This window comes from Streptomyces caniferus (assembly GCF_009811555.1).
GTDB classification, from domain to species: domain Bacteria; phylum Actinomycetota; class Actinomycetes; order Streptomycetales; family Streptomycetaceae; genus Streptomyces; species Streptomyces caniferus.
Window position 1 is genome coordinate 1,514,379 of record NZ_BLIN01000005.1, and the last position, 15,110, is coordinate 1,529,488.

Genomic DNA, 15,110 nt, shown 5'->3' on the forward strand with positions numbered 1-15,110 from the left:
AAGGAGGTACCACCATGGCAGTCTGCGACTTCCCACTGATGGACAAGGTGTGCGGCGCCGTCGACTTCGCCGCCAACCCCGCAGGAGCCGTCACTGACGGCATCGGGGCATGGATCGCGAAATCGGCAGGTGAACTGGCCGCCAGCGCGGCGGACCTCGCCGCCAAGGCCGTCAACGAGACGACCGCCATCGACCTCAACGCCGGATGGTTCCGGGACAACTACGAACTGCTGCTACCCATCGGGCTCGCGCTGACCGTCGGCATCTTCTGCCTCCAGCTGATGTTCGCGGCCTGGCGGCGAGACGAACGCGCCCTGGCTCAGGCCGCGATCGGCACCATGACCGGCGTCCTGTTCAGCTTCAGTGCCATCGCCTTCACCACCGTCGCCATCACCGTGGTCGACGCCTTGTCCAACGGCCTGTTCCAGGCCGCCAACACCTCGGTCGACGACGCGATCCGCCGCGTGATCAAGGTCAACGAACTGGGGGCGATGTACGGCCTCGGCTGGGGCGTCCCCAGCCTGGTCGCACTCGGCTGCGCCATCGGCGCGTTCCTCTACTGGGGCGTGATGGTCGCCCGCAAGGTCGGCGTCCTGGTCCTGGTCGCACTCGCCGTCTTCGCCGGCGCCGGGGGCGGCTGGGAAGTGGCCAAGCGATGGCGGCGCGGCTGGATCGAGGCCACCGCCACCCTGGTCGTCTCGAAACTCCTGATGACCGTGGTCTTCCTCATCGGCGTCTCGGCGATGGGCAAGTCGGACTCCCACAACGGCATGGCCGCGCTCTCCGACGCGCTGGCAGGCAGTGTCGTAATGGTGTTGATCTTGCTGTGCCCGTACGCCACGTACAAGTTCGTCCACTGGGCCAGCCACGGTGGCGGCCACGACGACCTGCACCGCACCGGCGTTGCCGGCATGGCGGTCGCCGCGGGGGCCGCGAAGACCGCGGGCACCCTGGCAATGCAGGCCGGCACTGGATCCCCCGCCCCGCAGGGTCCGAGCCAGGTTCCCGGCGCCGGTTCCGATGGTGTCGCCTCCGGCATCAACCCCTCCGGCGGCAACCTCAGCAAGGAGGGCATCGATACCGGACCGTCCACGCCGCAGACCCGGTACCGGTACGGCGAGGATCCGAACGCCTCGGGCGACAAGGGCCGGTCCCTGATTCAGCGACCGGGCATCCCGCCACTCATCACGCGCCCCCACGAGGGCGAAGCAGGGACTCCCGGGGCACCCGTCCAGGGCACCGTCAGCGCCGCTGGCGCGTCGGCTCCGGGCGACAGCGTGTCCTACGTGGGCACCGGCGATCCGAGCACACCGCCGCCTTCGGGCATCTGACCGATCGCATCTGGGGGCGGGCTGCACGTCCCAGCCCGCCCCCACCCCACCGACCGACGTGAAAGGAGCCTCGCCATGAACTCCAGAAGAGCGCCGCGTACCCCTTCCACCGTCCTCTCTCACCGTCTGGAACCACCATGTCCGGCAAGCACCAGCCCGAAGCCACCACGGCCACCGTGAAGTTCCCCCACCGCAGCAGGCGCGGCATCCTGCTCGGCTTGACCGCCCCACAGTTGATCGTCGCGAGCCTGACCGGCCTTCTTCTGCTCGCCGTGGTCATCACCCGCGGCGTGGTCGGCGCTCTCCAGCTCATCCCGCTGTGGGCCGCCATCGCCCTCCTCACGTTCGTCCGCCACCGAGGTCGTGCCCTGGCGGACTGGGTTCCGATCGTCACCCGGTACGTCCTGCGCCGGATGCGCGGCCAGCTCGTCTGGCTCACCCGGCCCTCCCGCCGACCGTCTCGCGAGGGCCTGCTCCACCTGCCCGGCACGGCAGCCAGCCTGCGCGTGGTCACCGCCCCCGACCGCCGATACGGTGCGGTGCACGACCCCCACGCCGGAACGCTGACCGCCGTGGTCAAGGTCTCCTCCCGCGCCTACGCGCTGCTCGACCCGGGCACCCAGAACGCGAACGTGGGCGGCTGGGGACGCGCGCTGGCCGCGCTCGCCCGGACCGGGCAGGTCGCCCGCATCCAGGTGATCGAGCGCACCGTCCCGGACTCCGGCGACGCCCTGCGCCGCTACTGGGAAGAGCACGGCCAGCCGCACGCCCCCGTGGCAGGAGCGATCTACAGCGAGCTGATCCAGGGCGCGGGCCCGGCGGCGGCACCCCACGAGGCGTACGTCGCGGTGGCGCTGGACACCAAGGCAGCGCGACGGCTGATCAACCAGGCCGGCGGCGGCCTGACCGGGGCCTTCAGCGTCCTGACCCAGCTGACCTCCACCTTCGACCAGGCCGCGCGAACCGCCGGACTCACCCCCACCGGCTGGCTCACCGCCCACGAGATCGCCGCCGTCGTACGAACGGCGTACGACCCCAAGGCCAGCGCAGCGCTGGACCGGTGGTCCACCGCGGGCCGCCCCGGGGCCGATCCCGCCGCCGCCGGACCCGTCGTAGTCGTCGAGAAGTCGGACCACATCGCGACCGACTCGGCCGTGCACGCCACGTACTGGGTGGAGAACTGGCCCAGGACCGAGACCAGCGCGGGCTTCCTCCATCAGCTCCTGTTCACCGGCGGGGTCCGGCGCACGCTGTCGCTCTCGTACGAGCCGAAGGGGCTGGATGCCGCCCTGCGCGACGTCCAGCGCAAGAAGGCCAGCGTGATCGCGGATGCCGCCGAGCGGGCCCGGCGCGGCCAGGTCGACTCGGAGGCGGACTCGATCGAGTACCAGGACATCAAGTCCCGGGAGCGACAGCTCATCGCGGGGCACGCGGATGTCGCCCTGACCGGGCTGCTGACCGTATCGGCCGACTCCGAGGAAGAACTCCGCTCCGCCTGCGCGGTCGTGGAGACCGCCGCCGTCGGCGCCCAGATCGACCTCCGGCCGCTCACCTGGCAGCAGGCCGACGCGTTCACCGCCGCCGCCATGCCGCTCGCCCTCGCCGCCTGATCCCGGCCCTCCCTCTCTCCGAAAGAACACCCCGATGTCTCGCACCGCCAGCCCGACAGCGCAGGACTTCGTGCCCTTCGCCACCGCCGCGCTCGACTTCCACCGCGCGCTCAACCTCCCCGGCGGCCCGCTCGTCACCACCCGCGCCGAGCTGGACGCCCTGCACGCCCACCTCGTCTCGCTGCACGGGCTGCTCGACGCCCACGCCACCCGCACCGGACAGCTCGTCCCGGCTGAAGGCGACCCACTGCGCGCCGCACGCACCCGCATCTGGCAGACCGCCGACCACGTACACACCGCCTACCACGCGGCGCCCCGGCCGGGCTCCGGCGAGGTGCCCGAGCGCGAGGCATGCAAGGCCGGCCTGCCCGAAGGGGCGCCGGAGCTGACCATCTGCCAGCGCCACCAGCGCACCGCGCACCTGGTGCGCCGCCGCATCACCCCGGCCGACCTGCACTCCCCGTTCACCGGCCTCGTCCGCCGCTGACCCACCGCCCGTCTGGAGAAACGTTCATGCCCCGCACTCGCGCCAGCGCGTCCCCCCTGTTCGTGCCCCGCAAGGCACCGCGTTCCGGGCGGAGGGTCGCCCGAGCCGGTTTCGCCGAGGCCCGCCGCCAGGCCCGCCTCGCCGCAACACCGCCCAAGCACCGCACCGAGGAAACCTTCGACCCGGGACTGCGGCCGACCTACCCGCCGTCCGGACGCCCCGGCCCCTCCTCGGCCCGGGGCGGCAAGATCCGCTTGCCCGCGCACCGGATGACCACCGCGACGGCCTCCGGGGCCTACCCCTTCGTGGCCGAGGGTGGTCTGGGGGCGGACGGGATCCTCATCGGTCGCGACGTCCACGCGGAGGCCGCGTTCTGCTACGACCCGTTCTCCCTGTACAGCAGCGGGCGGATCGAGGGCTTCACGAACCCCAACGCGGTACTGGCCGGGATCATCGGCATGGGGAAGTCCGCGCTGGCGAAGTCCATCGCCACCAGGGCGATCGCCCACGGCTACCGGATCTACGTCCCATCCGACCCCAAGGGCGAATGGACGGCCGTGGCCCAGGCCCTCGGCGGCCACACCATCGCGCTCGGGCCGGGACTGCCAGGCAGGTTGAACCCGCTGGACGCCCCGGCCCGGCCCGCCTCCGTCAGTGAGGACGACTGGGCGACCGAAGTGCGAAAGCGCCGCCTGCTGCTCCTGGCCGGCCTGGCGCGCACCGTACTCAAGCGCGATCTCCAGCCGATGGAGCACACCGCGCTGGACCTCGCCCTCGACCTGGTCGTCACCGAAGCAGACGCCAGCGGCACCGTGCCGCTGCTCGGCCAGATCGCGCACGCCCTCGGCTCGTCCGAGCGCCTCGACCGAGCCCTCGGCGACCAGACCGGACACCTGGGGACGGCTGCTCAGGACCTCGCGCACGCCCTGCGCCGGCTGGTGCACGGCGATCTGAGCGGTATGTTCGACGCCCCGTCGACGGTGTCCTTCGACCCGACCACGCCGATGCTGTCCATCGACCTCTCCCGCCTCGGCGGCTCCGGCGACGACACCGCACTGGTGCTCGCGATGACCTGCGCGAGCGCGTGGATGGAGTCCGCCCTCGCCGACCCAGACGGCGGCCGACGCTGGGTGATCTACGACGAAGCGTGGCGGCTGATGCGGCACGTCGGCCTGCTGGAACGGATGCAGAGCCAGTGGAAGTTGTCGCGCGGCCTCGGCATCGCGAACTTGATGATCATCCACCGGCTGTCGGACCTGCTTTCGGCGGGCGACGCCGGCTCGCGCGGCCGGGTACTGGCCGAGGGTCTGCTGGCCGACTGCAGCACGCGGATCATCTACCGGCAAGAGCCCGACCAGCTCGCTGCTGCCGCTTCGCTGCTCGGCCTGACCGGTGTCGAGACCCAGGCGGTGTCCGCCCTGACCAAGGGGCGGGGCCTGTGGAAGGTCGCCGGCCGCTCCTTCATCACGCAGCACATCCTGCACCCCGCCGAGCGCCAGCTTTTCGACACCGACGCCCGCATGGCCGCCTAGCCCAACCCCATTGCCCTGAAAGGGAGTTACCTCATGTCGTCCACCGTACCGCGGGCACAACGCCGAATGCTCGAAGAAGTCCGCACCTCGGCCGTGAGTCCGAGCGTCGACGGCCCGACCGTCTGCTGGAGCGACCGTCTTGCCGCCGCTCGACCCGAGGAGTTCAACGAGCTGTTCTCCACAGCCGTAACGGGGGACTTCGGCACGGTGGCCGGGCTGCACCAGATGCTCGAAACCGCCTCGGAGTGGTGCCGCGCTCACGGCGCCCGCGTCAGCGCCGCCGAGCTGGACGTCCTCGCCGGGCGCCTGGCCGACCTCGGCGAGGAGCTGCACCTCGTGAGGGAGGGCATGTCCCACGAGATCCGCTCCGGCTCGCATCGAGCGGCAGCAGCAGCCCGCGCCTCCCCGGTCGCCTCGGCACGAGGGGCTTTCGTCGGTCCGCTGACCGAGACCCCTGCCTCTCCGCCGCTGCTCCCCATCCGTTCTCTGCCGTGTTCGCGGTGAAAACCGGCACAGAACAAGGAACGATCATGTCCACTTCTTCCAGTTCTCCCTCGTCGGCTGAGAACCGGTCACCGGCGATCACCGATCCCCTGGCGTGGCGGCTGCACGTCCCGGCGCTGGCCTCGGCCGCTGCCGGCATCGAGCGGGCATCCGATGCCTGGGACGCAGTCTCGGACTCGTTCTGCGACCGCGACGGCTGGCCCATCGGCGAAGAGGGCTACGCGGACGGCAAGGTGAAACGCGACGCCGAAGCGTGGAAGCACGTCGAGGTCTTCCTCGCCCACGGTCCCGAGGTGCTCGCCGGTGTCCGCGCCACCGCCAGCGGTGCCGACTACGTCGAGGGGCCGGTCAGCCAAGACCTTCGACGGCTGCGCGGGATCGACACCACGCTGGAGCGAGCAGGCCAGCTCCGGCACGAGTGGGACCAGATCATGGCACTCATGGACGCCTCCCTTCCGGGCTCGCGGAAGATCTACGAGAGCCGAGCCGAGCGGATCCGGAATGCCGACGGCTGGCGGTACGCGGACGAGCTGTCATTCCAGGGTCCGGCGCTGGTTCGGGCTGCCGACTACCTGGTGGGCCGGGCGGATTCCGATCAGCCCTCGCAGACCGAACGTGCGCGGGTGGCCCTGGCTCGATCCGCCGCCGACAACCGCGGGGCCCTGCCCGCTTCGCCCTCTGCACCCCCGGCGCCGACTCCGGTGGTCCCGGGCCGTTCCCGCTGACGCTCATATCACCGGCTTGCGGCGCGGCCAAACCGGCCGATCCCCGGATCCTCATCTCAACGCGGCCGGATAGCTCTCGACCTGCCAGCACCTTCGGCCGCGCGCTGCCTCGCTGCCGCCCGGCCCTCGTTCCTTCTTCGGAGTCCCCATGTCCCGCACCAGCAGAACCATCCCGGCCCTCGACCGCCCCTGTCTCCGAGCCAGCACCGGATGGATCAGCTATGCCCGCCCCCGATCACGATTCGCTTCCCGATGTCGCATTCGGCCGTCACCCCGACTACGGCATCGTCGCCGCGAACCCGAAGCACCTTGCGGCCAGCGCGTGGATGCTGAAGGGGTTCGACTTCCACCCCGTCCCGGGTCACCCGACGCTCTACGCACTGGCCGATCAACAACGTGATGGACAGGGGCGCGTCTCCCGGGCCGTCGCGCTGCTGCGCAAGGCCGGCTACCAGGTCGACGTGGATGCCGCGTTCGACCCCGCACTGGCACCCGAAGCGGCTCCTGCCCGTGACCGGCCCCCGCGCATAGAACCCGACGTCGCGTTCGCCGAGCATCCGCAGCTCGGCATCGTCGCAGCCACCGATGACCGCTCCCGCGCGCTCGGCGGTCGGCTCCTGGAAGAGCACGGCTGGCGGCACGACCCGGCCCTGGACATCTACACGCTGCCCATCACCATCGACCGCAGCGACGCCCTGGAGAAGGTCGCCAACGCCACGGTGTCGATGCACCGATCCGGTCTCCAGGTCGCGGCCCAGCCCACCCTCGCGCAGGACGCAGCAACGCGCCGCCGCCCGACGCCCGCAGCGGCGGCGAACCACGGGCGCGACCAGGGCTTCACCGCCCGCGCGTCCCCCATCAGCGCCGCCGCGCTCGCCGCCAGCCCAGCCCGTGCCGGCCTCCCGGGCACGGCGCCGGTTCCCGCCCCCGCCACCTCTGCTGCTGCGGCGGCCCGGCCGGTCGACCCGCGCATCGCGTTCTCCCGCACCCGCTGACCCAACTCCCTTAAGGAGTAGTCCCCATGGCCGTGAAGATCATTTGGCCGATCACCCACTCCTGTGGCCATCAGGCCAACCGGGACCTTTCTGACCGGGCGGCCGACCGTCGTGCGGGCTTCGCCGAGTGGCTCTCCAAGCAGGCGTGCACCGAATGCTGGCGGGCCTCCAAGGTGGACGACGAGCAGGACAAGGCCGCCTGGCTGGAGGCCAAGCGGGCCGAAGAGCAGGCCGAATCCGAAGCCTGGTCGCAGCAGTACCGGATGCCGCCTCTGGAGGGGACCGAGCGAGCCGTCGCCTGGGGGGTGCGCTGTCGCCATCAGGTCCTGGCCACCGCCTACACCGCCCTGGTCCTCGAAGGCGCGACCAGCGAGAGGGAGTGGGAGGAGATCGAGGAGGCCGCTCGCACCGTCACCCGCGCCGGGTGGTGGATCGACCAGCGCTCTTCCGAGCCCGGCGACCTCACCGAGCTGCTCCAGGCCGCCACCGAGGCCGACCGGCCGACCGAGAATCCCCACTTCTGACCGCCCGGTGCCCCCAGCGGGACACCGGCTCCACTCTCCCCGCAGAAGATCTGGATACCCCATGCCCGAGTACCCCCTGCGCTGCGATGTGCGGCGCACCGAAAGCACCACGGATCTCCTCAACCGCCTCCACCGGACCGATCCGGGCTTCGCTCCCTACCTGCTCACCGCGTGGTCCCCGGAGCTGGCCGCCCAGGAGACCGTCGCCCTGCCTCACCTGGCATCGGTGCTCGACGAGCCGCTCGCGCTGCGCAAGCCGCGGACCGGCCACGCCGCGTCCCCACGGCTGACCTGGCACTGCTCCATCCGCAACACCACAGACGTGGAACTGGACGATGATGACTGGTTCGAGCTGACGCGCGAGGTCCTCGACGCCACGGGCATCGAGCCGGACGCCGACCCGGCGGCCTGCCGGTGGGTGGCCCTGCGCAACCAGGCCGACGGGCTCGACATCGTCGCCACCGTCATCCGGCAGGACGGCCGCTGGGCCCGGTTGCACCACGACGCTCACTTCGCCCGCGCCGCCTGTGCGAACTTCACCTACGACCACGGCTTGGACGTACCAGGGTGAGCGGCGGCACCTACCAGCGATCTCCGGCCGGGCCAAATCGCGGATTCTGCTGATCCTCTTCCCCACGGCCCGATCCCCTCGGGTCTGTTCGCCCTCCCTCGTCCTCTCTGACGAGATGAGCCAGCGGCTCACCGATCCATACCCGAAACTCCACGCCAGGAGACCAACGTGCCTGTCCCTCCGATCACCATCACCCACGAGTTCAGCGGCAGCGTCGTGGCAAAGGGTGCCAACGACGACCTCTCCGCAAGGCTCCTCAAGCACGCCGGCTTCCAGCAGATCGAGGACTGGCACGGCCGACGCCATCGCCTTCCCACCACCACCCCGGTCGCCGACAAGGTCACCATCGCCACCCACGCCGCCGAGATGCTCCGCGCCGCCCACTACGACGTCGACCTCCCGCCCTCCCTGGACGCGGCGCCGATGAGCCCCCCAGTGCCTGACCTCGGGCCCTATGCCGCCGGAGCGGAACTCCTCCGGATCACGGACCGGATCAGGGCGGCCGAGAACTGCGACGACCTTCAGCGAGCGGTCCACCATCTCCTTCACCCCGAGCACGGTGCCCTGGAGCGCGTCCGGGAGGCACTGGAGGCGGCGGGCGAGCAGATCCACGACCTCGACAACGAGGCAACCGGCCTCGCTTGCCGGTTCGACTACGCCTCCGAGTACGTCAGGGGCGCGCAGTCCGAACTCGTCAACTCCGAGGCCAAGCTGCGCCGGATAGGCGCCGCATCCCGGGATCAAGCCGAGGCGCGGGCGCGGTCCTCGGAGCTGCCCGACCACCGGGGCGCCGCTCTGGCCACGTCCCCCGCAGCAACCAAGGCCAAGATCTCCTCGGCCCCCGATTCCGAAACGGCGCAGTCCACCGCGGTCGTACACCCTCCGCGCCTCTCGGTCCCCCGAAGGTGACCAGGTCATGTTCGTCCGCGCCAACCGCCGACTGGCCAAGTGCTCCTACCTGGCTCGGCCGTCCAGGACAACCACCGAGGAGGAAGCATGCCCGAGTACTACTCCAGCATCGGCGAGGCCGTCGGCGACGCCATGCAGCACAACATCCAGCTCGCCCACCGCAGCGTGACACCCGGCCCCGACAAGCGGCTGCAGGTCCGGCACCTGCCGAGTGCTTCCTCCGACCCGTACTCCGTCCGCGGGATGATCGCCCGCCTCACCGAGGACTCCACACCCGACGAGGTGGCAGGGATCATCGAGGAGGTCAATGGCGCACTGGTCGGGGCCCTGCCCGAGCTGACCGAACTCGTCGCCGCTGCCGCCGACTGGACCAGCATCCGTCTCGACTTCGATGACCCGCACCACAACCCGACATTCGAGACCTGGACGCGACTGGCAGCCGCCTACGGAATGCTCCAAGACGTCCGTGAGCAGTTGGAGGTCGCCGAGGACAGCGTCGCCGCCTGTCCTGCCGAGCGCACTGACCCCAGGCACCACGAGATGGTCAACGTCCTGAGGCCCCGGGAGCTGCTCGGCGACGTTCTCGGTGTCGGCGCGACACCCGCCGACCGGGATCCGGAAGTGGACCGGCAGCACGCTGCCCATACCTCGTCGCCGCGGGCCACCACCCAACGGACGCCGTCCACAGCCAGTACCGCGGAGGGGCGGGCGAGCACGGCGAGCACTCCGTCGCCCCGCGCCTCCCACGCCCGATAGCCCCGACTGCCCACTGCCTCCCGGAGAGGGACCGCCCCGATGACCAGCAGAAGAGCGCCGCGCTCCCCGCCCCCATCATCCGCCTGCGCTTACTTTCAGGACCCACCCTCATGCCCGCACCGCGTACCAGCGCGCCCTCGACCACCACCGGGTCGGACGCGCTCCTCTACCTCCTCTTCGGCATATTCGGCCTCGCGTTCACCTTCGGTTCGCTGGCCTGGCTGACCGCCAACATCACCAACTTCACTCTCGGCAGCGGGCCTTGGACCTCGTTCGCGGTGACCGACGCGCTGCTGCGCCCCGAGGCTCTGTGGCCGCACCTGGGTCCGACGGCCCTGCTGGTCGGCGCGCGGATCATCCCCGGTCTGCTGTCCGTCGCCCTCGGCGCCCTCGGCCTGGTGCTGTGGGTGCCGCTGCGTGGCGGCGCGCAGAACGGCCTCGCCGGGAAGCGCGACCTTGCCCCGCTGTTGGACAAGCAGATCACTGCCAAGGCCCGGAGCCTGCGGCCGTCCCTGAGCGGCCGGGAGTGTAAAAGAGGTCGCCCCTGCTGACCGTGGCGTCCTGCTCGGCACCCTCTCCCGGGGGCGGGCGAAGGTTCGTGCTTCTTGGGAGGACGTGATCGTCGCGATCATGGCCCCGCGTAGCGGTAAGACCTCCACACTGGCGATCCCCGCGATTCTCGCGGCGCCCGGCCCGGTCCTGCTCACCAGTAACAAGGCGGCCAACGATGCCTTCAGCGCGACGGTGGATGCTCGCGCCGAGGTCGGCACGGTCTGGGCCCTCGACCCCCAGCAGATCGCCCACTACCCGCGCGAGATGTGGTGGGACATCCTGGCCGACGCCCGCGACCTGGCCGGGGCGAAGCGGTTGGCCGGACACTTCGCCGCCGCGAGCGTGGACGAGTCGAACGGCACCGACTTCTGGTCCACCGCCGCGTCCAACACGTTGGGCGCGCTGTTCCTGGCCGCCGCCAGCAACCGGCGGCCGATCACCGACGTCTCGGCCTGGCTCGCCTCGCCCGCCGACCGCACCCCGGTGGACCTGCTCACCGAGGCCGGCCACGAAGCGGTCGCCGCCCAGCTCCAGGGAACCGTCTCCGGCGCGACCGAGACCCGTGACGGGATCTACGAGACCGCGCGGCAGTACGCGAGCTGCCTGCTCGACCCGGAGGTCGTTGCCTGGGTCACCCCCCACCCGGACCTTCCCGAGTTCAAGCCCGCTCGCTTCGCCACCTCCCGCGACACGCTGTACCTGCTGAGCAAGGACGGCGGCGGCAGCGCGAGCGCGATCATCGCCGCTGCGGCCGACGCCGTGATGCGGGCCGCGGTGATCGTCGCCGAGCGCTCCGGCGGACGGCTCGACCCGCCCGCCCTGTGCGTACTCGACGAGGCCGCCAATGTCTGCCGGATCTCCGATCTCCCGGATCTCTACAGCCACTTGGGCTCCCGGGGCGTGATCCCGATGACGATCCTGCAGTCCTACCGTCAGGGGCAGCGGTGCTGGGGCGATGCCGGGATGGACGCGCTCTGGTCCGCCGCCACCATCAAGATCGTCGGATCCGGTGTCGACGACGCCGACTTCGCCGACCGCATCAGCAGGCAGGCCGGTGACCACGAGGTCCAGACCACGTCGGTGTCGATGAGCGATGGCGGCAAGTCCACGACGGTGAGCATGCGTACCGAGCGGATCCTGCCGCCCGATGTGATCCGTGCCCTCCCCAAGGGCAAGGCACTGCTCCTGGCCACCGGCATCCGGGTTGCCATGCTCGACCTGAAGCCCTGGTACAAGGAGCGCTCCGCCAAGGTGATCGGTCCGGCCTCGGCCCGCGCGACGAAGGCCATCACCGAGCGGGCCCAGGCCAAGACCCGTGACGACTACGGGCAGGCGGCATGAGTGCCCTCGCACCCGCGCCCGGCCCCCTCCCGTCCTCGGCTCGCTCCAAGCACCTCGCACAGTCACCGGCCGTCCGGCGCGACGGCCGGTGGTGGCTGGTCACCACGTCCGGCGTCATCGCCGTCACGGATCCGGTGTTCACCGGCCAGCTCAACCGCTTCGCCACCGCGATGGCGTCGGCCGACCAGGCCGTCGCCGGATCCCGCCTCCAGCAGGACCAGCCTCCGGCCCGTCCTCGCGGGAGGCGGCGATGAGTCCGCTGCTGGAAGCTGAGCAGGCGGTGCTCGGCGCGGTGCTGCTTGAACCCGGCCAGCTTCGACAGCTCGGCTGGCTCACCCCGGAGCATTTCCACCGGCCCGTACACCAGGCTCTGTTCGCAGCGCTGCGCAAGCTGCACGCCGACCGTCACCCGGCATCGACGGCCGAGAACTCCGTGCCGCTGTCGTGGGTGACCGACACGGTGGCGGAGGCGGGACGGCACGTCCGAGGGTTGAACGCGTCGTACGCCCACTCCCTGATCTCCGCGTGTCCGCGCCCCGGGCATGCTCCTGTGTACGGGCGGATGGTGCTGGAGGGCGCGATCCATCGCAGCGTCACCGCGCACGCGATCCGCCTGCACCAGGCTGCCCGCGCGGACGCGCTGCGAGGAGACGTCGAGGGAGCACTGCGCGGTGCGGACGTGCTGCGCGACGTGCTCAACGATCTCGCACGACGGTGGGGAACCGAGCCACGCCCGGTCGCCCCGGGGACTCCGCCGACCCCCAGTCCGGCCGCCACCCCGCCGCCCGGTTGGGCAACCGTCGCCGAGGAGGAGCAGATCCTTCTCGGCGTCCTGGCCGAGCGGCCCAAGAGCATGGACGAGGTGGTGGGCTGGCTGCGGCCGGACGACTTCGCCGACCCCACCCGCGGGGAGGTCTACCGGTGTCTCGGCGCACTGCACCACCGTGGCGAGCCCATCGACCGGATCACCCTGCTCTGGGAGGCCCAGCGACGCGGCCTGCTGGCCGACGGCACGCTGTCCCGCGACCAGCTCGCCGCCCTCTGCGACGGCGTGGGTCCTGGCAGCGCCGAATGGCTCGGCGAGCAGGTGATGCGCTCCTCCGTCACCCGCACCGCGGCAGCCTCTGCCCGTGCCATTCGAGCGCTGGCGGAGAACGAGGCCCTGGCCCCCGGGCGGCTCATCAACCACGCCCTGCACGCGCTCAGTCCGCTCGACGAGGTGCGCACCCGCTGGCACGCCGCGAACGGCCGCCCCCCTCCGACATCCCCGGCTCCTGCGCCGAACGGGCCGCCCCCTGCGCAGGTGCACGCCGCCCGCGCCCGCAGCGCACCACGCCCAATCTCGCCATCCCCAGCCGCGCCTGGCTCTGCCTCCAGCCCAGCCGCCGTGCGACCACCCTCTCGCGGCCACGGCTGAACTCCTTCCCCCGCCCATCGCTCATCCTCGTCATTGGGATTCACCGTGAACAACACGCCTGTGGCTGATGCCCGCGCCCTGCGCGCCACCGCATCCGCCTTCGACGCCCAGCGCGGCAAACTGCCCGTACCCGGCGACCCTCACCGCTCCGCCGACACCGTGGCCGTCGCACGCCAGATCTCCCAGCTCGGAACGCTGATCACTACCCTGGGCGACCAGGTCCTCTTCCGTGCCAACGCAGAGACCCAGGCGCCCCACAGCGCGAGGGTGATCACGAGTTTCGCCGCCGCTGTGGAACCTGCCAGCCAGGCGGCATCCGCACTCGGAGCAGCGGTCCACCAGCTCTCGTTCCTGGATCACACTGAGCACCTGAGCGACCAGCCCGACGCCCGAGATGCACGGGGAGTGGCCCCAATGGTGGTAGAAGACGCCCTCGGCATGGCGGACACGGCCCTGCTCGACGCCGCCGACTCCCTTCACGCAGCTTCGGCGACGGTTTCACCGCCCTCCGTGCGGCTTCAGGCCGCCCGCAGCCGTTCCACGACCACAGCTCCCTCTCCCGCCCCGTCTTCCGCTCGTGCCCCGACAGCGGCAGCTCCCCCGAACCGGATTACTCGGAGCCGGTGACATGGAGACCACCATCACGCGCTCTCCGCTGATCGGCTCGCTCTGCTCGGGCTACGGCGGGTTGGACCTCGGGGTGCAGTCCGCCCTCGGCGGCACGCTGGCCTGGCACGCCGAGGTCAACCCGGACGCCTCGCGCATCCTGGCCCGGCACTGGCCCCGCGTGCCCAACCTGGGCGACATCACGACCGTCGACTGGGCCGCCGTCCCCCGGGTGTGCGTCCTGACGGCGGGCTTCCCCTGTCAAAGACGTCTCGGTCGCCGGCCGTCGGGCCGGTCTCAACTCCCAGACCCGTTCAGGGCTGTGGCTGCACGTCGCCCGTGCGGTCGAAGCCCTCCGACCCTGCCTGGTTGTGATCGAGAATGTGCGCGGCCTCCTCACCTCCCCCGCCGGTTCCCCTGGCGACGTGGAACCCTGCCCGTGGTGTCTGGGAGACGCCCCAGGCCAACCTCCTCTGCGGGCACTCGGTGCCGTACTCGGCTCCCTGGCCGACCTCCGGTACAACGCACGATGGCTCGTGCTTCGCGCCTCCGACGTCGGCGCCCCGCACCGCCGCGAGCGGACCTTCCTCGCCGCCTGGCCCGCCGAACACCCTGCTCAAGACGCCGACCAGCAACATCGCGAAGAACGGCGGCTCCCAGCACCCCGCCAAGAGGAAGAGCGGGGGCCACGGGCCGAACCTGGCCGACGAGGTGGAGTGGCTCCTGCCGACGCCGAAGGCGTCGGACGGGATCAAGGAGTCGCCCAACCAGCGGCATGGGAACGGGGACATGACCCTGCCGAGCGCAGCGGCGTCGCTGTCGCCCGCACCGCAGGCCAGCGACACGAGCACCCCGGGCCGCCGCTCCAAGAAGGGGTGGCAGCCTCCCTTGTCGGCGGTGGCCCTCTGGACGGAATCGGCTCCGGGAGCCTTGGAGCAGAGCAGCGATGGGGAGCTTACGCAGCCGCCATCACCCGATGGGAGACGCTCACCCGTCCCGCGCCCGCGCCCACCGATGCAGGCGGTCGGCTCCGTGCCGACTTCGTCGAATGGATGCAGGGCCTCGATGACGGCTGGGTCACCGCCACCCCGGGGCTCGGACGACCGGCTCAGCTCACCGCCCTCGGCAACGGTGTCGTTCCCCAACAGGCCGCACGAGCCGTGCAGTTGCTGGCACCGCCCTTCCTGCTGTGCCCGCACTGCGCGTCCGTGTAGCGCCCCACTACCGGGTTTTTCCGGCCGGACCAAACC

Annotated in this window: 14 protein-coding genes and 3 pseudogenes; all 17 read left to right on the plus strand. The window is 71.3% G+C overall.

Features of this window, described 5'->3' with window-relative positions; translation table 11 throughout:
- Window positions 1-14: 14 nt before the first annotated feature.
- A complete protein-coding gene (locus tag Scani_RS23185; protein WP_246296112.1) occupies window positions 15-1,331 on the plus strand; it encodes an SCO6881 family protein in 1,317 nt (438 codons plus the stop codon).
- Window positions 1,332-1,468: 137 nt separating this feature from the next.
- Entirely contained in the window at window positions 1,469-2,941 is a 1,473-nt protein-coding gene (locus Scani_RS23190) for an SCO6880 family protein (RefSeq protein ID WP_159479453.1), read from the plus strand.
- A gap of 34 nt (window positions 2,942-2,975) precedes the next feature.
- Window positions 2,976-3,428: a DUF6238 family protein gene (locus Scani_RS23195; RefSeq protein ID WP_159479454.1), complete on the plus strand. Its 453-nt coding sequence runs from the start codon at window positions 2,976-2,978 to the stop codon at window positions 3,426-3,428.
- 26 nt (window positions 3,429-3,454) lie between these two features.
- Window positions 3,455-4,960 (plus strand): putative type IV secretion/conjugal transfer ATPase, encoded by a 1,506-nt coding sequence (locus Scani_RS23200; RefSeq protein WP_167538133.1) that lies wholly within the window; start codon window positions 3,455-3,457, stop codon window positions 4,958-4,960.
- Between the two features lie 33 nt (window positions 4,961-4,993).
- The gene (locus Scani_RS23205; protein ID WP_246296113.1) at window positions 4,994-5,464 is read left to right on the plus strand and encodes a hypothetical protein; all 471 of its coding nucleotides are present in this window, start codon (window positions 4,994-4,996) and stop codon (window positions 5,462-5,464) included.
- A 26-nt stretch (window positions 5,465-5,490) separates the two neighbouring features.
- Window positions 5,491-6,189: a hypothetical protein gene (locus Scani_RS23210; RefSeq protein ID WP_246296114.1), complete on the plus strand. Its 699-nt coding sequence runs from the start codon at window positions 5,491-5,493 to the stop codon at window positions 6,187-6,189.
- Between the two features lie 221 nt (window positions 6,190-6,410).
- A complete protein-coding gene (locus tag Scani_RS23215) occupies window positions 6,411-7,184 on the plus strand; it encodes a hypothetical protein (protein ID WP_159479456.1) in 774 nt (257 codons plus the stop codon).
- Window positions 7,185-7,210: 26 nt separating this feature from the next.
- Entirely contained in the window at window positions 7,211-7,708 is a 498-nt protein-coding gene (locus Scani_RS23220; RefSeq protein ID WP_159479458.1) for a hypothetical protein, read from the plus strand.
- 61 nt (window positions 7,709-7,769) lie between these two features.
- On the plus strand, window positions 7,770-8,279 hold the full coding sequence (locus tag Scani_RS23225; RefSeq protein ID WP_159479460.1) for a hypothetical protein: 510 nt from the start codon (window positions 7,770-7,772) through the stop codon (window positions 8,277-8,279).
- Between the two features lie 168 nt (window positions 8,280-8,447).
- A complete protein-coding gene (locus Scani_RS23230; protein ID WP_159479462.1) occupies window positions 8,448-9,188 on the plus strand; it encodes a hypothetical protein in 741 nt (246 codons plus the stop codon).
- A gap of 87 nt (window positions 9,189-9,275) precedes the next feature.
- Window positions 9,276-9,944 carry a hypothetical protein gene (locus tag Scani_RS23235; RefSeq protein WP_159479464.1) on the plus strand — a complete coding sequence of 223 codons (669 nt, stop codon included), beginning with the start codon at window positions 9,276-9,278 and terminating at the stop codon, window positions 9,942-9,944.
- 110 nt (window positions 9,945-10,054) lie between these two features.
- Window positions 10,055-11,837 (plus strand): annotated as a pseudogene (locus Scani_RS23245) (type IV secretory system conjugative DNA transfer family protein).
- Window positions 11,834-12,091: a hypothetical protein gene (locus Scani_RS23250; protein ID WP_159479470.1), complete on the plus strand. Its 258-nt coding sequence runs from the start codon at window positions 11,834-11,836 to the stop codon at window positions 12,089-12,091. The pseudogene Scani_RS23245 and the gene Scani_RS23250 overlap by 4 nt, the downstream one beginning before the upstream one ends.
- Window positions 12,088-13,254 (plus strand): DnaB-like helicase N-terminal domain-containing protein, encoded by a 1,167-nt coding sequence (locus Scani_RS23255; protein ID WP_159479472.1) that lies wholly within the window; start codon window positions 12,088-12,090, stop codon window positions 13,252-13,254. Before Scani_RS23250 ends, Scani_RS23255 begins: the two co-directional genes overlap by 4 nt.
- Before the next feature lie 628 nt (window positions 13,255-13,882).
- Window positions 13,883-14,056, plus strand: a pseudogene (locus tag Scani_RS41805) (DNA cytosine methyltransferase); the annotation flags it as partial.
- Between the two features lie 121 nt (window positions 14,057-14,177).
- Window positions 14,178-14,468, plus strand: a pseudogene (locus tag Scani_RS41810) (DNA cytosine methyltransferase); the annotation flags it as partial.
- Between the two features lie 444 nt (window positions 14,469-14,912).
- Window positions 14,913-15,074, plus strand: a complete 162-nt coding sequence (locus tag Scani_RS41165) for a hypothetical protein (protein ID WP_159479476.1) — start codon at window positions 14,913-14,915, stop codon at window positions 15,072-15,074.
- Window positions 15,075-15,110 lie beyond the last annotated feature (36 nt).